Consider the following 21,651-nt stretch of genomic DNA (forward strand, 5'->3'; position numbering starts at 1 on the left):
CACGCCCAGATTTAACTGAGAGGTGCGGGGAATAATATCCCCCATCGACTCAACCAAGGTGCAAGCTTTGCGATTATTTTGACAGAAAAATTAAAACCAACGCTAGAAGATGCAGCAAAAAAAACTGACTGGAGTAAAAAAAAAGAGCGTTGGGGCTTGCGTAAAAATAAAATACCAGCTAGATAATTGGTGTTTAGCAGGAAAATCTCAAACTTGATTGGTATGGACTAATCAAAATCAAGGGTTTTTAACCTGCCTCCGCAGGTTTTGTCTGTATAGCCGCGACTTCTAGTCGCCCGGTAAGTAATAAATTAGACTTTTCAAACAACCTCTAAGAGAAAAGGGCATTCTATGTAAAGACAAGCAACCTTGATATCAAGCAGCTAAAACAACGGATGATTCAACAAAAATCCCCTATATTCCCTCATTCCCTAAGACAAATCGGAGGCACCGTTGTTTTGGCGATCGCCTACTATGAAATGGCTGAAATTTCACGTCATCTTGCCTCCACACCTCAGGATGTGACTCCAGTTTGGCCCCCGGATGGAATTGCTGCTGGGGCTGTTCTGTTGTTTGGTAACTGGATCGGGTACGGTGTTTTGTTGGGTTCATTTCTCGCCAATTTCTGGGCGTTCCGAGATCCAACAAATTTCTTATCCTTAGTGATTTCAACGCTGCCAGTTTTGGGAATTGCGATCGGAACAACCCTGGGGACTATGTTGGGTGGGTTTCTGCTGCGGAAAACTAGCAGCCTTCACTATCCCTTAGAACGTGTCAGCGACGTGTTCAAATTTTTGATCTTAACCGGCATGGTGGGGCCGAGCATCAATGCAACTGTTGGAGTGGCTTGCTTGGCCTTGAGTGGTAAAGTTCCCTGGACAGCTTATGGGACAGTTTGGTTTACCTGGTGGATTTCTAATGTTTCGGGAATTTTTATCGTCACCCCGATTCTGCTTAGTTGGGGGCAATTTATTCAAAAAAAACAACATCCAATCTGGCAATGGTTATCCCTCAGTTCAACATCAGAGGATTGTGAAAATCTCTCTGATATTCGACACTCAAGAGCAAACTCACACCGTTTAAGATTCTGGTTCAGCGTAGTAGAGCCAGTTATCCTGATCGGGTTGGTCATTTTCATCGGCAAAGTTGCTTTTGGTAAGGGATATCACCTGGAGTATATGTTAATTCCGATGTTGATCTGGTCTGCCTTTCGACTGGGGCAACCGGGTGCAACGCTGTTAACTTTTATTGTGGCTGCGATCGCTGTGATTGCAACCGTCAATGGCAAAGGTGGTTTTGTGACTGAGGATCTCAACCAATCTTTGATCCAACTGCAATCGTTTATTGGCGTGATTACACTCACCATTCTTGTGCTGACAGCGACGATCACAGAACGAACACAAGCACAAACCAAGCTGCGTTTAGCTTTTGCCGAATTAGCCAGAACTAATGAAACTCTGGAAGCTCGAGTTCAACAGAGGACTGAAGAATTGAATGAAAAGAATACGGCTCTGAAGCAAACCCTACAAACGCTTAAACAGACCCAATTACAGATGCTTCACAGTGAAAAAATGTCTGCATTGGGACAGATGGTGGCAGGGGTTGCCCATGAAATTAATAATCCTGTTAGTTTCATTGATGGCAACTTAATTTATCTTTCTGAGTATATCCAAGGTCTGCTGAGAGCATTGGAAGCTTACCAACAGCAATATCCAAATCCACCTATTGCCCTGCACGCAGAATTGGATAAACTTGAACTGGATTTTTTAAAAGAAGATGTTACCAAGATTCTTCAGTCCATGCAAATCGGTACCGAGCGCATCTCTACTATTGTGTTATCACTGCGTAACTTCTCACGCTTGGATGAAGCAGGATTGAAAGCGGTAGACATTCATCAAGGCATTGATAGTACCTTGGTAATTTTTCAACATCGATTGCAATCGACAGCCGATCGCCCCCAGATCCAGCTTATTAAAGAGTATGGTCAATTACCACTGATTGAATGTGATGCTGGCTCCCTTAATCAAGTGTTTATGAATCTTTTGAGCAATGCTATCGATGCATTAGAAGAATCTAATCAGGGGCGTTCGTTCCAAGACATTTCAGCCAACCTCAATACCATCTGGATTCAAACTCATCAAATCGATACAAGCCAAGTGATGATTATGATTTCTGACAATGGAATAGGCATTCCAGAAGAGATTCGCTCTAAACTGTTTGATCCTTTCTTCACCACCAAGCCCGTTGGCAAAGGCACTGGCTTGGGTTTATTTATGAGTTATCAAATTGTGACTGATAAGCATGGCGGTAATCTTTGGTGTGAATCCACACTGGGGGAAGGCACAAAGTTTGTGATTGAGATTCCTGTAAAAGCTAGAGGATTGGTTAAGTAAGCACAATTTATGTCTTAACCAGTTTTTTAATCGCCCCTTGGGTTTGAATGGAAAAATTTTCTATCAAACAATTCAATAACCTGCGTCTTCGGTTTCGCAGTCCGTTAGAGCTAATTGTTAAGCGTGAAAAAGTCAATTTATTTTATAGCAGTAGAACGAAGACACATTCAGGTATGACATAACGAATCTGACTTTCAATTTGTGCGATTATCATAGGGGTTATTTTTTATGTCATGCTTTTTTTGCACCAAATCGCTTTTTTCAATAACCACCAAACAGCATCATGTATTTTTAGCGATGGGTTGGGCTACGCGATCGCATCGTAAAATTCTAGTCTAGCGGCTTTTTTAGGGTAAATTTTTGACTTGACTAAGAGTATCACAACGCACATTCCGCACCCACAATGGTCAAAAAAGACTCCCAAGAGGAAAAATAGGGGATTGCCAATTTAATTAAATCAACCTAACGAGGAAGACGAAATCCCCAAAAAGCTGTTACTTAATAACTAGTGACTTTTTGCCAAACATGATTTTGATAGCAGACAAATTGTGATGAATACAGCTAATTTCCCGTGGCTGACGACGATTATTCTGTTGCCAATAGCCGCGTCGCTACTTCTTCCCATCATCCCTGACAAAGAAGGCAAAACAGTGCGCTGGTACTCCCTCGTCGTAGGGCTGATAGATTTTGCACTAATTGTTTACGCTTTTTATACTGGGTATGATTTCTCCAATCCAAATTTGCAGTTGGTGGAAAGTTACCCTTGGGTACCACAATTGGGTTTGAATTGGTCAGTAGGGGCTGATGGCTTGTCCATGCCCCTAATTATTTTGACTGGATTCATTACCACGCTGGCGATTTTAGCAGCTTGGCCTGTCACCTTCAAGCCCAAGCTATTTTACTTCTTGATTTTGGCAATGTATGGCGGTCAGATTGCCGTGTTCGCTGTCCAGGATATGCTGTTATTTTTCCTGGTGTGGGAACTGGAACTGGTGCCGATATACTTTCTGCTGTCGATTTGGGGAGGCAAAAGGCGGCAATATGCAGCGACCAAATTTATTTTATACACCGCTGGCGGTTCGCTGTTTATTTTGCTGTCTGCCCTGACAATGGGATTTTACGGCGATACGGTGACATTCGACATGAGAGCGATCGCCTTAAAAGATTTCGCTCTGAATTTCCAACTTGCCCTTTATGCTGGCTTCCTGATTGCTTACGCCGTCAAGTTGCCGATTATTCCCTTGCACACCTGGCTACCTGATGCCCACGGTGAAGCTACAGCCCCAGTACACATGTTATTAGCAGGTATTCTGCTGAAAATGGGCGGTTACGCCTTAGTTCGGATGAATGCTCAAATGCTCCCCGATGCCCACGCTTATTTTGCACCAGTGTTGGTGGTTTTGGGGGTAGTTAATATCATCTACGCTGCCTTGACATCCTTTGCCCAGCGAAACCTAAAGCGAAAAATTGCCTACTCCTCAATTTCTCACATGGGCTTTGTGATGATTGGTATTGCCTCCTTCACCGATTTGGGATTGAGTGGGGCAGTATTGCAAATGGTTTCCCACGGGTTAATTGGGGCGAGTTTGTTCTTCCTTGTAGGGGCAACTTACGATCGCACCCACACCCTGATGTTGGATGAAATGGGCGGTGTCGCTAAGAGAATGCCGAAAATTTTCGCCATGTTCACCACCTGTTCAATGGCTTCTTTGGCATTGCCAGGGATGAGCGGTTTCGTGGCAGAATTGATGGTATTTGTGGGCTTTGCTACTAGCGATGCTTATAGCTCTACCTTCAAAGTGATCGTGGTGTTCTTGATGGCAGTGGGAGTGATTTTAACTCCGATTTATCTGCTGTCGATGTTGCGAGAAATTTTCTACGGTAAAGAGAACGAGGAATTAGTTTCTCACCAAGCTTTGATAGATGCCGAACCCCGTGAAGTATTTATCATTGCCTGTTTGTTAATTCCAATTATTGGTATTGGTTTCTATCCAAAATTGCTGACTCAGATGTACGACGCTACAACTGTACAATTGACCGCAAGATTGCGTGATTCCGTGCCGACATTAGCACAGCAAAAAGACGAAACACTAAAGGTTTCTTTGAGTGCGCCGGAAATTGGTAATTAAGTTGCGATCGCTAGTTTAGTTTAAATATTGATTACTTTGAGGGCGGGTTTTGTACCTGCCCTTTTTGTTACTCACTTGTAAAGTTTGATTTATTAAAGTAAAAAACAAATCATAGAGGTGAGTTCAAAAATCCTGTATAGGGTAAGTGAGTAGATATATTTATTACAAAAAGTTCTTCCCCTTGGGTTTGCCAAACTTTGACTAGTTGATCGGCATATCTCTTACCCTGTTCAGCTTCAATAGCTATTTGCTGAAATTCTTTATCTAGAAACTCGTATGGAGGTTCTCAATCAATTAATGCAGAAGTTTCTGGAAAAAAGAAATGCATGGCTTGGGGAAAATAGGCTTCTATTATTTCTTTCCAAGGGCTATTAAAATCAGCGCGTAGGCGTAGCCCGTCGTAGACATCGCTAATATTAGTTATGTCATTTTTCATTTGACCAGAATAGCATCAAATTCTGGATAGAGTCGCAGTACTTGCAGTCCCTAGTTTAGAACTTTGATTAATCGGAATCTCTACCCAAAACTCTGCTCCCTGTCCTGGTTCGGAAATACACCAAATAGCTCCGTTGTGTTTTTCTGTGACAATTTGAGCGCTAATTGCTAATCCTAATCCAGTGCCTTTACCTGCGGCTTTTGTGGTAAAGAAAGGATCAAATAATCGTTGCTTAATGACTTCGGTCATACCAGGTCCATTATCTGCAATTTGCACAGTTATACGATCCAAGTTGCGTAACTCAGTACGAATTACAATCTGGCTGGGTTTAGCTTCTATTTCCTCAAGAGTTCGCTTACTGTTATAACTATCCAGGGCATCAATGGCATTACCGATCAGATTCATAAACACCTGATTGAGTTGTCCGGCATAGCACTCTACTAAAGGGATATCACCATATTCCTTTAGTATTTCAATTGCGGTATTTCCAGACGTTTGTTTGAAGCGATTTTGTAAAATCAGTAGTGTGCTATCAATACCTTCATGAATATTGACAGGTTTCATATCTGCTTCGTCAAGTCGAGAAAAATTCCGCAAGGATAGAACTATTTCACGAATGCGATTAGCTCCCATTTCCATTGAAGTTAGGATTTTAGGTAGATCCTCAATCATAAAGTCAAGGTCGATTGCTTCTATGTGGACTTGTATCTCATGTGTTGGACTAGCATTAGTTTTTTGATAGAGTTCTACCAGTTTCAATAAGCCCAGCATATATTCATTTACATGGGTCAGGTTGCCGTAGATGAAGTTAACTGGATTATTGATTTCATGAGCTACCCCAGCGACTAATTGACCTAAACTCGACATTTTTTCAGTTTGAATTAGTTGAGATTGAGTTTCTTTGAGATTGTGCAAAACTTGGTTGAGTTGTTCTGCCTGAGTAGTGGCAGTAGCAGTAGCAGCGCGGCTTTGATTATACAATTGCGCTTGGTCAATAGCGATCGCTAACTGGTCAGCCACACCTCGAATGATTTCCACCTCATCATCACTCCAAGGGCGAAGCTCTCTACTATGTTCGCAGACAATCACACCCAAGCGATCCGACTGAGTTTGAATTGAAACTGTTAGTAGCGACTTAAAGCCCAATGTCACCAGTAAATTCCGACTCTTGAAATCAAGCCACGAATCTGTTGAAATGTCATCAAAGCAAAGCAAATTCCCTTGCATAACAGCCTCACTCAGCGCTTCCACATTCTGGATAGGAGAACAGCCTAAAGGTTCTGTTAAATCGGGAGCGCAAGCTTGCTGACTCAATTCAAAGCTAGTAGATTCATCTTCTTGATGACACCAAAAAAACTGGCATCGATCAATCTGTAGCAGTTCCCGAACTTCAACCACTACTGTACTCAAAATCGTATTTAGATCCAGCGAGTTGCGAATTTGACTAGATAGACGAGTTTTAAGAATTTTCTCCCGCTCAACTAGCTCTCGCAATTGGACTTCAGACTGCCTTAACTCTAACTGCACCATCTGACGATTTACACTAGCTCTTGCTAGTAGCCAAGAACCAATGCCAATTAGTCCTATTAACCCAGCGTATAGCAATAACAATTGACTCAAAAATCGGTTTAATTTGGTTGTCAACGTCTCTGGCGATACCCGCGAGACAATCTTCCAGTGATAGGATTTAGGATCAATTTGATTTTGGCTTGGCGCAAAAGCTTGTCCTGCTCCCGTACTAGATTTTTGCCCTTCGACAAGTGGGCAAACTGTGGTAAAAGTGAACATTCCCTCAGCAGTTTGGAATTGTCCCGATTCTTGTTGAGAAATCTGCTGCCATGCTTGAGGAAAAGCTGTGCCAAAAGTGCGGTTTTTGCGAGCGGGAAACATAAATCCCCATTCATCTTCAGGCTTCGCCCCTTTTAACCAGTAGCCATCGGCATTCAGTAGCATTCCCTGACTAGAGGCGTTAGCAAAAGTTTGATTAAAATTGTCTAGCAGTTTTGCGCCGAAATAATTTAGCACTACAACGCCTCGTTTCTGCCCACGGCTATCAAAAATGGGAGTGCCAAAGCGGATAATTGGCTTCAAGGGTTGTTCAACCTGACCTCGTTCGATGTTGAGGTCAAGGGGAGAGACAAATACTTGTCCTTGGTTTAACCGCAAAGTGTCATTAAACCAGTAACGCTTGGCTTGAACTTGCAGTTTTTCTTCAGGGACAATCTCTGGCTCACCTTGGTTAAAGTTGACTCTGACAACTTCCTTACCTGATTGATCCAAAAAGCGGATTTGGTCGTAAAGTTTTTTATATTGAGAAAATAATAAAAATTCTTGGGAAAGTGCCTGTTGTTGTTTATCCAGTCCCTCTAAAATTTTTTGTAGCTCGTTTTGTTTAGAGAGAACCATCAAATCTGAGACAACCGAGTGAAAGTCTCCGCTGATGACTTTAGTTTCTAAATCTACCTTACGGAGTTCATTTGTTTTGAGCAGAACTTGCTCGGTTTGTACCTGTTGGTAATAGATAGTCCCAATAACAACCCCAACTAAAGCTGACAATGGCAAAAAAACCGTTAGGAAGTTTTTGATTAAAACTTGTGAATGGATCTGTGGTGACATATCAGATACTTAGGTAAAACTCAAAAATTGGGCTAAAAATTAGCTAAGTTCCAGCTGCGCCACATTTTCTGAGTCCAGGTTGAGAGAAGATTTTTTCTCTTGGTAGGTATAGGTAATCAGCCCAGCTACTAAATTAACCATGAAATTGAATACTTTGTGACTTCTGGAATGTTCTAGTTGAGCAATATTCCACCCTTTTTTGCTATTGTCAGTTAGACACTCTGGTAGTCAGTACCGAAAATACACGAATTTAATGTATTAATTTTACACTTGTAAATATTTAATTACTGAGAAGAGAGACACAAGGCGATTGCTAAAAATGGCTTTTCATTCTTGCTATGCGATCGCATATCAATAGATTACGTACAATCTATCTAAAATCAGATTTGGCAAAACCGCTCATGTTAAACTACAATCCGCTCCATTGTTTGCCATCTTCCGAAGAACTACCGGACTCTAATGACACCCCTGTGGATAATGAACTCCAAAATTTAATTCCCGGCTTGCTAAAAACGATACTAGCTTTGGTTTGGTGCGATCGATGGGATTGGTTTTTTGGTGTTGAGATGGGTATTTATTATGACCCTGACAGACCAGCCATTGTCCCTGATGGTTTTCTCAGCTTAGGAGTTAAACGCTTCATTGATGAGGATTTGCGACTAAGTTATGTGCTGTGGGAAGAAAAGAAACTGCCAATTTTAGCGCTAGAAGTTGTTTCCCAAATATATCGGGAAGAATATAGCACCAAGAAAGAATTTTATGCCAAAAAATTAGGAATTTTGTACTACGTTGTGTATAGTCCCCTTCGGCGTAAAAAGTCGCCTTTGGAGGTGTATCGCCTAGTTGATGGAGAATATATTTTAATGTCAGGAAATCCTGTTTGGCTACCAGAGATTGGTTTAGGAATTGGGCGAGAACGGGGAATTTATCAAGGTATAGTGCGGGAGTGGCTGTACTGGTATGACGAGGAAGGGCAAAAATTGCTGACACCAGAAGAACGCATCAGGGAAGCTGAAGAACGCACAACTTTTGAAGAACAGCGACGTGTAGAAGCAGAACAACAAGTGAAAATGTTGCTGGAAAGGTTGAAGATGCTTGGTGTTGATCCAGAAACTTTGTCATAGATTTACCAGATTTTGTCATGGCAAGCTATGTCTACGACGGGCTACGCCTACGCGTCTACGACTCACTGATACAGAAATTCTGGATTTCATTGATTACCTGAAGCTACAACTAACCCAAAACTGCTAATTTAGGTGCTGTTATATGAACTTTGGATAATTGCGATCGGAAAGCATCAGCAAAGTCGAAACCATGCTTTGTGATGTTGCTTTGGTTTTTACGCTCATCCCACTCAAACTTCATGGACTCTACCAGTGACACCGGGAAAATCAACTGCTTTAATTTTCATCGCCAATCATCTCTACAAGATTGCGACTGATTATTCTAGTGTCAAGTGGAGTGCGATCGCAATAGTTGGGCTGTCTGTTCAATCCACAAATTAAAATCTGCTTTATAAGTTGCGCTCATAGCCTTTATCGATCAGCCGCATAGCTTAGGCAAGCCAAAATATCCTTATTTTCCAATGCGCTCAAGTTCCTCTCGCAATACTCGCCTTAATGTATCTTCTAACGGTTCACGACACTGCTGAATGTACTTACGCAAGGCATCGTTAATCAAAGTTTGGTAATTTCCTCCACCTGCTGCCTTATCCCTATCCCACTGATACGCCATCTAAATCTATTGTATGCACGAATGTGCATACAAGCAGATCAAGAGTACTTAACTGGCTTACTTCTGTGTGTTTTTTCAAACCTCAAAAGTCTTCATCGTCAACAAAAAATTCCGCATCGTCTTCCAATCGAGAATTACCCTGCCCAATACCAGCAAGTCCCCACAGAGGTTGCAGCAGCGCCATGCCAATTAATCCGATAACGGCACTAAAAGCTAGCACTAAACCCATTGGTATCTGAATCGATTGGAATGTTAAGAATTTTAACGATACGGGTGTGGCATTTTGGACTGAAATAATTGCGATCGCAATTACCCAAACTGCTACAACTAGAGATGTCAAAAAAGGAGCAAGAGTTTTCATACTTTGATCGAAATGAGGAGTTAGAAGTTAGGAGTTATATTTTGCTCGAAATTAGAAACGAGGAGTTAAGAATTGTTAATTTACAACTCTTAACTCCTAATTCATAACTCTTAACTTTTAATTCCTAACTCTGACAGATTAAACTGCTACTGCCTCTAGTTTAGCAATAGCACTCTCTAACTCTTGGGCGATTTGGGTGAGTTTTTCGGGAGTGTTGGTTTCTAGGTAGACGCGCACCAGTGGTTCTGTACCGGAGGGACGCAGTAAAACCCAGCTACCTTCTTCTAAATACAGCTTAATACCGTCTTTACGCCCCACTTCCTTGACTTTAATTCCTGCTACCTCTGTAGGTGGATTTTTAGTAAAGGAATCGATGACAGCGGTTTTGTGCGCCTCTGTGAGGTGCAAGTCTAGGCGGTTGTTGTAAAGTGGGCCATCGGCTTCAGCGATCGCTTCTTTAACAAGTTGACTTAGCGGTTTGCCCTCGTAGGCGATCGCTTCTGCCACCAGCATATCGGCTAATACTCCGTCTTTTTCGGGAATATGCCCAATAATACTCAAACCACCTGATTCCTCTCCACCAATTAATACGGCAGTTTCCCGCATTTTTTCACCGATGTATTTAAAACCAACTGCTGTTTCGTAAATTTGCAGCCCATTTTTAGCAGCGAAATTATCTAGCAGGTGGGTTGTAGCGACAGTGCGGACTATAGCGCCGGTTTTACCTTTGTTTTTGATTAAATGACGTGCTAGAAGTAGCAGCACAGTATTCGGAGTGAGGACGTTTCCTTGTTCATCAACGATACCAAAGCGATCGCTATCTCCATCCGTTGCCAAGCCCAAATCAGCTTGATCGCGAACTACTGCTTCCACTAACTCAACTAACTGTTCTCCTTTGGGTTCTGGCATTCCACCCCCAAATAAAACATCTCTCCAATCGTGGAAACTTTCTAATTGAACGCCACTATGTTGCAAAACTTCATCTAAATAGCCGCGAGAGGTAGAATACAAAGCATCGTACTTTACCTTTAAATTAGCGCTTCTGATCTTTTCTACATCAAGTAGAGTGTAGATAAATTTCAGGTAATCTGGTTTCGGATCGAAAATTGAAATTGAACCTGATGGGTTGCTCCCAGGCAACTCATCCGATGCACCTTCTATATTTGCCACAATAGTATCAGTAATCTCTGGAGTGGCAGGCCCAGCATAATCGGGTATATATTTAATTCCACAGTAAGGTGCTGGATTATGACTAGCAGTAAACATTAACGCCCCAGCAGAATTTAGATGACGGGCATTGTAGGCAATTACTGGTGTAGGGCAATCCCGATCGGTAATTTTCACAGTCCAACCCAAGTCTGCTAATACTTGGGCCGCTGTTTGGGCAAACTGGTCAGCTAAAAAGCGAGTATCGTAGGCAATAAGTACTGGTCTATCTTTTGTGTAGGCTGTTTCTAAGTAAGTGGCGATTGCCCTTGTTACTTTTCTCACATTGGGGAAAGTAAAGTCATCGGCAATAATCCCTCGCCATCCATCGGTACCAAATTTTATCTTGCTAGACATTTTTGCCACTTGCTCCGGTACATTATCAGTACTATAAAAGCTTCCCGCAAAGCGTGTGTAGCAGCAACTATCCTCCGAAGTTCTTTTCTAAGCAAGCCTTAGCTTAAACTTCTCCCCACCGTATTTTCTCTCACTGTTTCTGAGCAATGTCAACCCCCGATCGACCTTTTGCCAGTTATCACCTTTGGTCTCTAGTTGCCCCAGCGACTGGGCAAGAACGCTGGCATTGCCAGATGAGACGGGGGTTTATCAAAGCACGGCAACACGAACCACAAGTCAAAGCGCTTTTAACGCAAGCCACCGCGCCCCAGCGGATTGGCATACTAGCTCAAAAAGGCGTTTACGAGTTTCATCATCACACGCATCTGTTGAAGCAAGCAGATGGTGTAGAAAGAGTTGCCCAGCTACTAAAATTAGGCAACTCAAGCGTTCAAGTCCAGCAACGCGTGCTGCAAATTTTGCAAAAATATCACGATTCGCCGTTGCTTTTGGATAAAGATATTATCCAATTAACTCCGGGTGATGAAGGCTTTCCCAAACCGATAGTAGTTGAGCAAGAAGATTATTGCTTTCGCTTATACGCGGCTATGGACTGCGTTTTTATTGAGTCTGATAGCACTTTACATATTTTGGATTTCAAAACTGGTAAATCGGCTTTTGACAAACGACAGGCATTAGTTTACTTATTAGCTGCTCGTTATCTTTACCCTGGACGAGAAGCTGTTGCATCATTTTATAATTTAGAAATATGTAAAAAGTCAGAGTTAATTAGTATTAATAATAGTGAATTAGAATCCTTAAAATTTGAGTTAGCGAATATTGCTCATAAACATCAGCACGATTTGCAAAAATATCAGGAAGAAACTAGTAATTTCAGTAAAATATTCCCTCCTAATCCTGGCTCCCACTGCCGCTTTTGCCCATTCAATTCTATCTGTGAGTTTGCCGATTTTAAGCAGCATCAATCATATCCACTGCCCAGTTTAAGAAGTTTAAGAGTTAATAGTTAATTAGTTTAGTTATTTACCTTGGTTCAATTTTCAAAAAAATCTACTAAATACTCGTATTTTTACTGGACTGATTCTCTTCTCCTATCAGACAACCTAGATGTCAGATACATCGATTTTTCTCTTTGGTTGTAAGGAGTTAAGACTAGTGCGATTAACCGCAAATAAATCTGTATTTAGATTAGTAGGAATTTCGACATTTATTTTAGTTCTAATATTTAAGGGGATTTTACCTCAAACTGTTTATGCATTGCTGTCGTCTCTAGACGCTTGTGCTGTTCAACCTGAATGTGCTGCTGCTGGGTCGGAATTGGCTCCTACTGCTAAGGCTGCAATTAGCAGTACAACTAAAGCTCAAAATGAGCAGGTTCCAAATAAAGCTCTGGAGAGATATTGTTCTTTTTATCCACTTAATTTAGTTTGTGGGCCACAAGGTCAATCTTCAGTTCTTTATAATTACAAATTTCACCAAACAGTACATTACAGGAAGTCTGGTTCTCCTGACAAATTTGTAACTCATCATTTTCGAAGTTGGCGACCTGCTCCAGGGGCAATTAGAAGTTTAGCTCAACCTCCAGGTATTGAATTTGGTGGTGGTTATCCTCCATCTGGTGATTATGTAACCTGGATTCGTTTAAATGATGGAGATGGTAATAATCAAACTCGTGGAGTCGTTTATGAATACTCAACTGGCGACACCATGACATGGGATGATTATGCAAATTATTCTAACAATAATGTTGAGGGAGAATGGATTAGCGATGTGGTTCGTGCTGATACAGTGCCAAATAATTCGTCCCCTCGTGATAGAAAAGATTGACCTTAATAAAAGCACGATGTAGTTGTTCAATTACTAAATCTTCACCAAATTAGAGGTTGCTAGCATGAAAGAGCTTTTTACGCTTCTCCAAAAGATTAAAGAAAATCCCGTCATGTACATAGATAAGCCATCAATTACTTGCCTTCGTTCCTTTGTCTGGGGGTATTTAAGTCAACTAAGTAATTTAGGATTAACTCCTGAAGGCGACCCACTGGAAGGATTTAATGAATGGATGCAAGAAAGAGAAAAAATTAATACAACTCAATCTTGGGTTGAGATAATTCTGTTTATTTCTAGTAGTGAAAGAGATGCTTTCTATAGTTTTTTTGAATTATTTGAAAAGTTCAAAAAGCAGAAAACCAATTCAAATATGCAAAAAAATGAAGACATTTTAAGGCTTCGTCAGGATTTGATGTTTCCTCGGTTTGATATTTACAAGGAGATTCTAGGCGCTATAAAGAAAAGACCAGGAATGTATTTAGGAGCTAGTCCAATCACTGAACTAGATATGCGTTTGCGAGGATATAGTCTGGCTCGAAGAGAAGTTGGCGTACCTCCAACTGAGCCAGAAAGAGAATTTGAAGGTTTTCAATCATGGATTGAAGAGAAATATGGAATTAACTCAGGTCAGTCATGGTCTAAAATAATTCTTTTCTATTCTGTAGATGAACATAATGCACTACAGAAGTTTTTTGAATTCTTTGAAGAATACTTGAATAGGAATAAGAGTTTATAAGTAGACGAAATTAGTGGTTAATGAGGGAGTATTAAAGTGCATTAGCTTACGGCATAATACACTCTAGTCCTTAAATTAAATTGGAGTAATCAATATGATGAATCTTTCTACGCTTCTCCAAAAGATTAAAGAAAATCCCGTTATGTACATAGATAAGCCATCAATTACTTGTCTTGATTTCTTTGTAAGTGGGTATTTAGGTCAACTAAGTGACTTAGGATTAACTCCTGAAGGCGACCCAATGGAAGGATTTCAAGAATGGATACAAGAAAGAGCAAAAACTAATTTGACTCAATCTTGGGCTGGAATACTTATATTTTCCTGTGGTAGTGACAGAAATGCTTTCTATAGTTTTTTTTTTTGAACTATTTGAAAAATTTATAAAACAGAAAAATGATTCACAAATTCAAGGAAGTGAAGACGTTTTAAGGCTTCGTCAGGATTTGATGTTTCCTCGGTTTGATATTTACAAGGAGATTCTAGGCGCTATAAAGAAAAGACCAGGAATGTATTTAGGAGCTAGTCCAATCACTGAACTAGATATGCGTTTGCGAGGATATAGTCTGGCTCGAAGAGAAGTTGGCGTACCTCCAACTGAGCCAGAAAGAGAATTTGAAGGTTTTCAATCATGGATTGAAGAGAAATATGGAATTAACTCAGGTCAGTCATGGTCTAAAATAATTCTTTTCTATTCTGTAGACGGGCATGAGGCACTACAGAAATTTTTTGAATTGTTTGAACAATACTTGAATGAGAATAAGAGCTTAGAAGTAGACGAAAATAATAGTTAAGCAGACAGTATTAAGGTGCGTTAGCCTACGGCATAACACACCCTACTCACTTTCTCATGGTCTTTCCCCAATTCCTAATGCCCTACTTCAAAAGTCCGGTAATTCTTTAAGAATTGTGAACCGAATATGATTTATCGCCAAATCACCGATGGGGATATCTTCTTTGGTTAGCCGTTCACCTTGACTTGTCACCGTTTCAAAGGTGATACCTTTACCAATTTCAATGTGATACCAGCATAAGCCCATAAAAAAGCGCGTCGGATAAGGGCCACCTTCACCTATATCATCAGGATTTGATTCCATTGGCAACCAACCAAAATTTGGGACGTAGAATTCTAGCCAAACATGATTAAAGTCGGGTTGTAGCGGCACTCCTACTAAGTCACTATGGGGAGGACATTTGTACCTGCCTACGGTGCGGCAGGGGATGCCATTTAAACGGGATAGGGCAAGTAAAACGCCGACATATTCGCCACAAGAACCAACACCCCGCTCTAAAACTGTATCTGGTGTATCAATGTAAGGTTTAATACCGTAGGATAACTCATCATAAACGTAGTTGCGGATGCTGTGCATTTTCCGCAGCACATTGGTTTCAGAACCAATCGCTTCTCTGGCGGCACGGCGAACAATGGTAGTATCCATTGCTAAATCGTCGTCATCCACTAGGTAGCGTGTTTGTAATTCTGGGGAAAGTTCAGGAACGTCTTCTACATCTCTGGGTGTAATTCGATATTTAATCCCTCGAACTTCCAAAAGTGCTTTCCAGCCAAATATATGCCGTTCACCTGGGGCAAGAGAATCAAATTTAAAGACTGCTACACGTTGCCCTTCTATCACTTGTTCGGTGAAGGGTATACCAATGGGTTCAACGTGTTTCACCTTTTGACGCTCAGTCTCCGATGGTAGGGCGATGCGCCATTCGACATCGGGTAAATAAACCTCGTCTAGGGGTGCAATTTCCTCAGCATAAGACATTTCAATCAGATAGCCATTAGAGAGGGCGTAACGCTTATCTGGTTGGTAATGATAATACAGAGGATGAATAAAAGTGCGATCGCGGAATGTTAGCTCATGACTTGGATCGGCATTCGGGTTATCCCGGATATAAGGCTCCTCTGAGGCGTAGGCGACGTAAATACTTTCTTTGCCTGTTTCGGCATTTTTATGGATTGCTATGCCTGTAGGACATTCAAAGGGTGTCAGAACGCTGAATTGCAACTCTCCCGTGGCTCTGTCCATCGCGTAAACTGATTGTTCGGTGCGATCGCAAATCCATAGCATTTCTTGGTTGACTGCCAAATTCTCTATCCCAACTCCAGGGGCATAGAATCTGGTAATCTCTTTTCGCGTTTCGCGGTCAAAAACCAGAATGTAGCCCAGCCTTTGGCAACTGACATAAACTGTTGTTTCCCAAACAGCAACGCCATCAGCCGGATAAGGCAATGTTACAAAATGTTCTAGACCCAAAGCATCGAGCTTGCACGAGTAAACACTATTTTCTCGGCTCACCCAGAGGGTATCATCCCACGCCGCTAAACCAGTGACATCGGTAAATTCTTCAACTTGATGGGAATTGATAATTTTGCTGTTGTCAGAAGTGGGATCGATCTCTAGTAGATGCCCTTTGATACTGTCAATAGCAATCAGTCTATCTTTGATGAAAGTAATGCCACACAGCGCAGCAGCAGTAAGCGGTCGAATTGTTTTTTGCCCAAACATCTGGCTAACGGTCAAAGTGGGGAGTGCAAAACTCATAAAACCTTGTGGTAAGTGTAAAAAACCCTCACCTTTAGGTAGGAGAGGAAACATGACTCAAGCGGTTTTACCGCCGTCACACCAATTGCTGGATATGGAAAATCCTAATCGAGCAATGGCTCCCCCGATCGGGGTGGATGAAGAGTGCTGAGTTAAAAGACTACCCACAATGGGCGTTGCTCTTACCAAGTACATCAATTAGTGGTTCTCGATCGCCACGTTTACAGCGGGGTACTAATAATTATCGGTACAATGTGTTCCGATAAACTCTTTCGTGAGAAATAATACTATGTCAAAACGGGAGGAATTTACAAATGTTAAGAATTACATATACACTCATACAACTGGGCGATCGCCTTAATGTAACTTTAGAAGATGGAATTCCTGCCATCACTAAATTATGATCGAATTTTGTAACCATTTGCTGTGACCTACACGATGTCTGCTAATTCTCTGCCTGAAGGTGCCGCCGTTTGGCATAGTTTAGAAGTTGATAAAGCGCTAGACCTGCTTGATAGTAATGCAGACAGTGGCTTAACACCCCAAGAAATTCAACAGAGATTGCAAAAATACGGCCCCAACGAACTTGAAGAAATTGCTGGCCGTAGTGCTTGGGAAATTCTGTTGGATCAGTTCAAGAACATTATGTTGTTGATGCTGATTGGTGTGGCTCTGATTTCTGGGTTTTTAGACCTGATGGCTTTGCGATCGGGCAGCTTGAAGCCCGGTGAAGTGCCATTTAAAGATACAATCGCGATTTTAGCAATTGTCATCCTCAATGGCATACTCGGCTACGTCCAAGAAAGTCGTGCCGAAAAAGCCTTGGCAGCCTTGAAAAAAATGACCTCTCCTTTAGTGCGAGTCATCCGCGACACTAGACTGGTGGAGATAGCAGCCAAGGAACTAGTTCCGGGGGATGTAATGCTGCTGGAAGCTGGGATGCAGATAGCCGCAGATGGACGCTTGATCGAACAGTCTAATTTACAAGTGCGGGAGTCGGCATTAACTGGTGAAGCCGAAGCGGTGAATAAACAGGCATCACTAAAATTGCCGGAGGAAACATCATTAGGCGATCGCCTCAATGTCGTCTTTCAAGGAACTGAAGTAGTCCAAGGACGCGGCAAGGTTCTGGTGACGAACACCGGCATGACTACAGAACTAGGCAAAATTGCCACCATGTTACAGGCGGTGGAAAGTGAACCTACGCCTTTACAACAACGGATGACTCAACTGGGTAATGTCCTAGTTACGGGTTCTTTAATTCTGGTGGCGATTGTCGTCGTTGGCGGTGTCATCAAAGACAGAGGTTTTAGCAACATCCAAGAACTCTTGGAAGTTTCCTTGAGTATGGCGGTTGCTGTCGTACCAGAAGGTTTACCAGCTGTAATTACCGTTACATTGGCACTGGGAACCCAGCGAATGGTGCGCCAAAATGCCTTGATTCGCAAATTGCCAGCAGTGGAAACGTTGGGTTCTGTAACGACCATCTGTTCTGATAAGACCGGCACCCTGACTCAAAATAAAATGGTGGTGCAATCGATTTCCACCAATAACAAAACTTTTCGCATCACTGGCGAAGGTTATGCTCCTACGGGAGACTTTCAGTTAAATGGTCAAAAAATTTCCCTAGAGGAGTCTCCAGAAATTTCCGCGTTATCAGTAGCCTGTGCTGTTTGTAATGATTCAGTATTGCAAAAAGAACAAGGTGAATGGGCGATTTTGGGAGATCCGACAGAGGGAGCATTGTTAACACTGGCGGGAAAAGCCGGAATCGAAAAAGACCAGTGGAACAGTAAGTTACCTCGTGTTGCGGAGTTCCCCTTTTCCTCGGAACGGAAGCGGATGAGCGTGATTTCTCAGGTGGAGGGAGTCGCCACAGGTGAAGCATCTTCGAGAGGTGTTGACCCGGCGATCGCCGGTTTTCTCCAATCTGAACCTTACTTAATGTTTACTAAAGGTTCTCCAGAGTTAACCTTGGCACGTTGTACTCAAATTCATTTGGGTAATGACACTGCTACTTTAACTGAAGAACAACGCCAGAAAATTTTGGCAGAAAATGACCTGATGGCGAGTAAAGGTCTACGGGTGCTAGGTTTTGCCTACAAACCTTTGTTAGAAATTCCACCGGAAGGTTCGGACGAGACATCCGAGCAAGGCTTAGTATGGCTGGGATTGGTGGGAATGCTAGATGCGCCACGCCCCGAAGTCAGGGCAGCTGTGCAAGAATGCCGAGAAGCAGGTATTCGCCCAGTGATGATTACTGGCGACCACCAATTAACAGCACGAGCGATCGCTACCGATTTGGGAATTGCCCAAGAAGGCGATCGCGTTCTCACAGGTCAAGAATTGCAACGGATGACTGACCAGGAATTAGAGCAAAACGTTGACCTGGTGAGCATCTATGCCAGAGTTTCCCCAGAACACAAACTGCGAATTGTCCAAGCGCTGCAACGCCGGGGTCGATTTGTGGCGATGACAGGTGATGGTGTAAACGATGCTCCAGCCCTCAAACAAGCTGACATCGGTATCGCAATGGGCATTACTGGCACTGATGTCAGTAAAGAAGCCAGTGACATGGTGTTACTTGATGACAACTTTGCCACCATTGTCAGCGCCACTAAAGAGGGTAGAGTTGTTTACACCAACATCCGCCGCTTTATTAAATACATCCTCGGCAGTAACATTGGCGAAGTTCTGACAATTGCAGCCGCACCCTTAATTGGTTTGGGAGGCGTTCCCCTGACTCCTTTACAAATTTTGTGGATGAACTTGGTGACAGACGGTTTACCAGCCTTAGCATTAGCTGTGGAACCTCCAGAACCGGATGTCATGCAACGTCCGCCTTTTAGTCCCCGCGAAAGTATCTTCGCTAGGGGATTGGGTTCTTATATGATTCGCATTGGCATCATATTTGCCATTATTACCATTGCCTTGATGTGGTGGGCTTATCAACATACCCATGCTGCTGGGTATCAGGGAAATCCCGAAACTTGGAAAACAATGGTATTTACTACCTTGTGTATTGCCCAAATGGGTCATGCGATCGCTATTCGCTCCAACAACCGACTGACCATTGAGATGAATCCCTTCTCCAATATATTTGTACTAGCGGCTGTTGTCGTCACCACGATTTTGCAGTTGATGCTAGTTTATGTCCCACCCCTGCGAGATTTCTTTGGTACTCATTACCTGAATATGCAAGAATTGGGGGTTTGTATTGGCTTCAGCGCCTTAATGTTCGTCTGGATTGAAGCGGAGAAGATATTTTTGCGGATTGTGGGCAAGAAGGCTGTGTAAATGGGGCATAGGGCATGGGGCATAGGGCATAGCGCATAAGAGGCGGAGGGGCAGAGGGGAAAAACTTACTGCAATTTCTCCCCTGCTCCCCTGCTTCTTCTTTGTCTCCCTCCTCTCCAATGCCCAATCCCCAATGCCCCATGCCCAATTATCACTATGTACCTAAAAACTCTAAACCTCCGACAATTTCGCAATTATCAAGACCAAAAGGTTGAGTTTACTGCTGCCAAAACAATTTTGGTAGGTAATAATGCTCAGGGAAAGTCGAATTTATTGGAGGCGGTGGAGTTGCTGGCGACATTGCGATCGCACCGCATGACCCGCGATCGCGATTTAGTTCAAGAAGGGGAAGCCATAGCCCAAATTGATGCCACCCTTGAACGACAAACAGGTGTTAGTGACCTGACCTTAACCCTGCGCCGCAATGGTCGCCGTAGCGTTGCTCTCAATGGCGAATCTATCCGCCGTCAAATGGATTTTCTCGGCGTTCTCAATGCAGTCCAATTTTCCAGTTTAGATTTAGAACTAGTACGCGGCGGCCCGGAAGGTCGCCGCAACTGGTTAGATACACTATTAATTCAACTGGAACCAGTTTATGCTCACATTTTGCAGCAGTATAACCATGTGTTACGCCAGCGCAATGCCTTTTTAAAAAAAACTCAAGACTCAGCACTGGATACAGAGCAATCAGAACTAGCGGTGTGGGATGCACAGTTAGCGACCACAGGAACCAGAGTAATTAGACGACGCGATCGTGCTATCCAAAGATTAGCTCCCATTGCTACCACCTGGCACGGCAGTATTAGCGGCAGTACAGAAGTTCTACAAATCAAGTACATACCAAATATTCCTTTAGAGGATAAGCAGCCAGAAGAAGTACAGCAAGCTTTTTTAGCAAAAATTCAGCAACGAGCGGTTGCTGAAATGCACCAAGGCACGACTCTTGTCGGCCCGCATCGAGACGAAATAGAATTAACTATTAACCAGACACCCGCTCGCCAATATGGTTCTCAAGGTCAACAACGAACGCTGGTTCTAGCTTTAAAATTAGCCGAATTACAATTAATTGAAGAGGTTGTCAAAGAACCACCATTACTATTACTTGATGATGTTCTTGCCGAACTAGATTTATCCCGCCAAAATCAATTACTTGATGCCATTCAAGACCGCTTTCAAACCCTGATTACTACCACTCACTTGGGTTCTTTTGATTCCCAATGGTTGAAGTCCTCCCAAATTATTTTGGTGAAAGCAGGAGAATTAACAATTAAAAATTAAAAATTTATTTAAAGACACATGACTTACGCAAAAATCACCAAAAACCTTAATTTATCGAACCGCCATCTCTACGAGAGGCTTCCGCCAACGCGCAGCGTCTCGCAGAGAAGACGCCATCGCCAAGCGTCTCGAAGAGAAGAATTCGTAGAGTGTGCGTAAGTCCTAAGACATTTTCATCCGGGGATTTATAGCGTCCATCTGTATGCCTCTACTCTGATTTTTTATGATGTTTTTCAAACCTTTTAAAAACATTGAGAACCAAAAAAGTTAGCATAGCACTGATTAATCCTAACTGCCATAAACCACAGCCAGCAGCAATTCCCAATGCAGACGAAACCCAAATAGCCGCTGCTGAGGTGAGTCCGTGAATTTCAAGTTGCTGTGACTCTTGGGAAGATTGGCGCACAATTTCTCCAGCACCGAGAAATCCTACACCAGCGGCAATCCCTTGAATCACACGGCTAAGTGCATCAGGACTAGCTTGCAGTCCTCCTGTTTGCATGATTATCAAGGTAAATAAGGCTGAACCTAAACTCACCAGCATGTGAGTTCTTAAACCAGCTGGTTTGTGCCTAATTTGGCGTTCTAAGCCGATGATTGCTCCAATAAGCAATGCAACACATAGCCGGAAGCTGATATTCAGCCAATCATTAGTTGCAAGGTAGTAAGTGTTTGACAATAGACTCATCCTTAATATAAATAACATGGGATAATAAAAAGCTGGAGTAAAAA

General features: G+C 42.5%; 17 protein-coding genes and 1 pseudogene. 10 read left to right on the forward strand and 8 right to left on the reverse strand.

Features of this window, described 5'->3' with window-relative positions; translation table 11 throughout:
• The first annotated feature begins 395 nt into the window (after positions 1 to 395).
• Entirely contained in the window at positions 396 to 2,393 is a 1,998-nt protein-coding gene (locus tag HWQ42_RS17735; protein ID WP_292814486.1) for an MASE1 domain-containing protein, read from the forward strand.
• Between the two features lie 551 nt (positions 2,394 to 2,944).
• Entirely contained in the window at positions 2,945 to 4,522 is a 1,578-nt protein-coding gene (locus HWQ42_RS17740; RefSeq protein WP_292741148.1) for an NAD(P)H-quinone oxidoreductase subunit 4, read from the forward strand.
• Positions 4,523 to 4,688: 166 nt separating this feature from the next.
• On the opposite strand, the pseudogene HWQ42_RS17745 reads toward HWQ42_RS17740, so the two are convergent.
• Both HWQ42_RS17745 and HWQ42_RS17750 read right to left on the reverse strand, forming a co-directional pair.
• Positions 4,689 to 4,958, reverse strand: a pseudogene (locus tag HWQ42_RS17745) (hypothetical protein); the annotation flags it as partial.
• Positions 4,959 to 4,973: 15 nt separating this feature from the next.
• A complete protein-coding gene (locus HWQ42_RS17750; RefSeq protein ID WP_292814489.1) occupies positions 4,974 to 7,574 on the reverse strand; it encodes an ATP-binding protein in 2,601 nt (866 codons plus the stop codon).
• A gap of 401 nt (positions 7,575 to 7,975) precedes the next feature.
• On the opposite strand from HWQ42_RS17750, the gene HWQ42_RS17755 reads away from it, so the two are divergent.
• Positions 7,976 to 8,698, forward strand: a complete 723-nt coding sequence (locus HWQ42_RS17755; RefSeq protein ID WP_292814492.1) for a Uma2 family endonuclease — start codon at positions 7,976 to 7,978, stop codon at positions 8,696 to 8,698.
• 109 nt (positions 8,699 to 8,807) lie between these two features.
• On the opposite strand, the gene HWQ42_RS17760 is transcribed toward HWQ42_RS17755, so the two are convergent.
• The 4 genes from HWQ42_RS17760 to HWQ42_RS17775 form a co-directional block, all read right to left on the reverse strand.
• A complete protein-coding gene (locus HWQ42_RS17760) occupies positions 8,808 to 8,957 on the reverse strand; it encodes a hypothetical protein (RefSeq protein WP_292814495.1) in 150 nt (49 codons plus the stop codon).
• A gap of 192 nt (positions 8,958 to 9,149) precedes the next feature.
• Positions 9,150 to 9,308: a hypothetical protein gene (locus tag HWQ42_RS17765; protein WP_292814498.1), complete on the reverse strand. Its 159-nt coding sequence runs from the start codon at positions 9,306 to 9,308 to the stop codon at positions 9,150 to 9,152.
• A gap of 82 nt (positions 9,309 to 9,390) precedes the next feature.
• Positions 9,391 to 9,669: a LapA family protein gene (locus HWQ42_RS17770; protein WP_292741040.1), complete on the reverse strand. Its 279-nt coding sequence runs from the start codon at positions 9,667 to 9,669 to the stop codon at positions 9,391 to 9,393.
• A 138-nt stretch (positions 9,670 to 9,807) separates the two neighbouring features.
• Positions 9,808 to 11,232, reverse strand: a complete 1,425-nt coding sequence (locus tag HWQ42_RS17775) for a phosphoglucomutase/phosphomannomutase family protein (protein ID WP_292741042.1) — start codon at positions 11,230 to 11,232, stop codon at positions 9,808 to 9,810.
• A 146-nt stretch (positions 11,233 to 11,378) separates the two neighbouring features.
• Between HWQ42_RS17775 and HWQ42_RS17780 the strand changes: the two genes are divergently transcribed.
• From HWQ42_RS17780 to HWQ42_RS17800, 5 genes are all read left to right on the forward strand, one after another.
• The gene (locus HWQ42_RS17780) at positions 11,379 to 12,242 is read left to right on the forward strand and encodes a PD-(D/E)XK nuclease family protein (protein WP_292814500.1); all 864 of its coding nucleotides are present in this window, start codon (positions 11,379 to 11,381) and stop codon (positions 12,240 to 12,242) included.
• A 97-nt stretch (positions 12,243 to 12,339) separates the two neighbouring features.
• Positions 12,340 to 13,059 (forward strand): hypothetical protein, encoded by a 720-nt coding sequence (locus HWQ42_RS17785; RefSeq protein ID WP_292814503.1) that lies wholly within the window; start codon positions 12,340 to 12,342, stop codon positions 13,057 to 13,059.
• 64 nt (positions 13,060 to 13,123) lie between these two features.
• Entirely contained in the window at positions 13,124 to 13,795 is a 672-nt protein-coding gene (locus HWQ42_RS17790; RefSeq protein ID WP_292814504.1) for a hypothetical protein, read from the forward strand.
• Between the two features lie 94 nt (positions 13,796 to 13,889).
• Positions 13,890 to 14,159 carry a hypothetical protein gene (locus HWQ42_RS17795; protein WP_292814507.1) on the forward strand — a complete coding sequence of 90 codons (270 nt, stop codon included), beginning with the start codon at positions 13,890 to 13,892 and terminating at the stop codon, positions 14,157 to 14,159.
• Positions 14,134 to 14,586, forward strand: coding sequence for a hypothetical protein (locus HWQ42_RS17800; RefSeq protein ID WP_292814510.1), 453 nt, complete (start codon positions 14,134 to 14,136; stop codon positions 14,584 to 14,586). The genes HWQ42_RS17795 and HWQ42_RS17800 overlap by 26 nt, the downstream gene beginning before the upstream one ends.
• 87 nt (positions 14,587 to 14,673) lie before the next feature.
• Here the strand turns inward: HWQ42_RS17800 and HWQ42_RS17805 are convergent, their stop codons facing one another.
• Entirely contained in the window at positions 14,674 to 16,344 is a 1,671-nt protein-coding gene (locus HWQ42_RS17805) for a transglutaminase family protein (RefSeq protein ID WP_292814512.1), read from the reverse strand.
• Between the two features lie 438 nt (positions 16,345 to 16,782).
• On the opposite strand from HWQ42_RS17805, the gene HWQ42_RS17810 reads away from it, so the two are divergent.
• Together HWQ42_RS17810 and recF are read left to right on the forward strand one after the other, a co-directional pair.
• Positions 16,783 to 19,641, forward strand: coding sequence for a cation-translocating P-type ATPase (locus HWQ42_RS17810; RefSeq protein WP_292814515.1), 2,859 nt, complete (start codon positions 16,783 to 16,785; stop codon positions 19,639 to 19,641).
• A 156-nt stretch (positions 19,642 to 19,797) separates the two neighbouring features.
• Entirely contained in the window at positions 19,798 to 20,919 is a 1,122-nt protein-coding gene (recF, locus tag HWQ42_RS17815) for a DNA replication/repair protein RecF (protein WP_292814518.1), read from the forward strand.
• A 208-nt stretch (positions 20,920 to 21,127) separates the two neighbouring features.
• On the opposite strand, the gene HWQ42_RS17820 is transcribed toward recF, so the two are convergent.
• Positions 21,128 to 21,598, reverse strand: coding sequence for an MgtC/SapB family protein (locus HWQ42_RS17820; protein ID WP_292741053.1), 471 nt, complete (start codon positions 21,596 to 21,598; stop codon positions 21,128 to 21,130).
• Between the last annotated feature and the right edge of the window lie 53 nt (positions 21,599 to 21,651).

The organism is Nostoc sp. JL23, from assembly GCF_017115065.1.
Classification (GTDB): Bacteria; Cyanobacteriota; Cyanobacteriia; order Cyanobacteriales; family Nostocaceae; genus Nostoc; species Nostoc punctiforme_A.

Bases quoted from the DNA above. Each gene is read 5' to 3' on its own strand.
- HWQ42_RS17740 (WP_292741148.1), top strand. From the start codon at position 2,945: ATGAATACAGCTAATTTCCCGTGGCTGACGACGATTATTCTGTTGCCA.
- HWQ42_RS17785 (WP_292814503.1), top strand. From the start codon at position 12,340: ATGTCAGATACATCGATTTTTCTCTTTGGTTGTAAGGAGTTAAGACTA.
- HWQ42_RS17810 (WP_292814515.1), top strand. From the start codon at position 16,783: ATGTCTGCTAATTCTCTGCCTGAAGGTGCCGCCGTTTGGCATAGTTTA.
- HWQ42_RS17750 (WP_292814489.1), bottom strand. From the start codon at position 7,574: ATGTCACCACAGATCCATTCACAAGTTTTAATCAAAAACTTCCTAACG.
- HWQ42_RS17775 (WP_292741042.1), bottom strand. From the start codon at position 11,232: ATGTCTAGCAAGATAAAATTTGGTACCGATGGATGGCGAGGGATTATT.
- HWQ42_RS17790 (WP_292814504.1), top strand. From the start codon at position 13,124: ATGAAAGAGCTTTTTACGCTTCTCCAAAAGATTAAAGAAAATCCCGTC.
- HWQ42_RS17780 (WP_292814500.1), top strand. From the start codon at position 11,379: ATGTCAACCCCCGATCGACCTTTTGCCAGTTATCACCTTTGGTCTCTA.
- recF (WP_292814518.1), top strand. From the start codon at position 19,798: ATGTACCTAAAAACTCTAAACCTCCGACAATTTCGCAATTATCAAGAC.
- HWQ42_RS17805 (WP_292814512.1), bottom strand. From the start codon at position 16,344: ATGAGTTTTGCACTCCCCACTTTGACCGTTAGCCAGATGTTTGGGCAA.
- HWQ42_RS17755 (WP_292814492.1), top strand. From the start codon at position 7,976: ATGTTAAACTACAATCCGCTCCATTGTTTGCCATCTTCCGAAGAACTA.
- HWQ42_RS17735 (WP_292814486.1), top strand. From the start codon at position 396: ATGATTCAACAAAAATCCCCTATATTCCCTCATTCCCTAAGACAAATC.
- HWQ42_RS17770 (WP_292741040.1), bottom strand. From the start codon at position 9,669: ATGAAAACTCTTGCTCCTTTTTTGACATCTCTAGTTGTAGCAGTTTGG.
- HWQ42_RS17765 (WP_292814498.1), bottom strand. From the start codon at position 9,308: ATGGCGTATCAGTGGGATAGGGATAAGGCAGCAGGTGGAGGAAATTAC.
- HWQ42_RS17795 (WP_292814507.1), top strand. From the start codon at position 13,890: ATGATGAATCTTTCTACGCTTCTCCAAAAGATTAAAGAAAATCCCGTT.
- HWQ42_RS17800 (WP_292814510.1), top strand. From the start codon at position 14,134: ATGCTTTCTATAGTTTTTTTTTTTGAACTATTTGAAAAATTTATAAAA.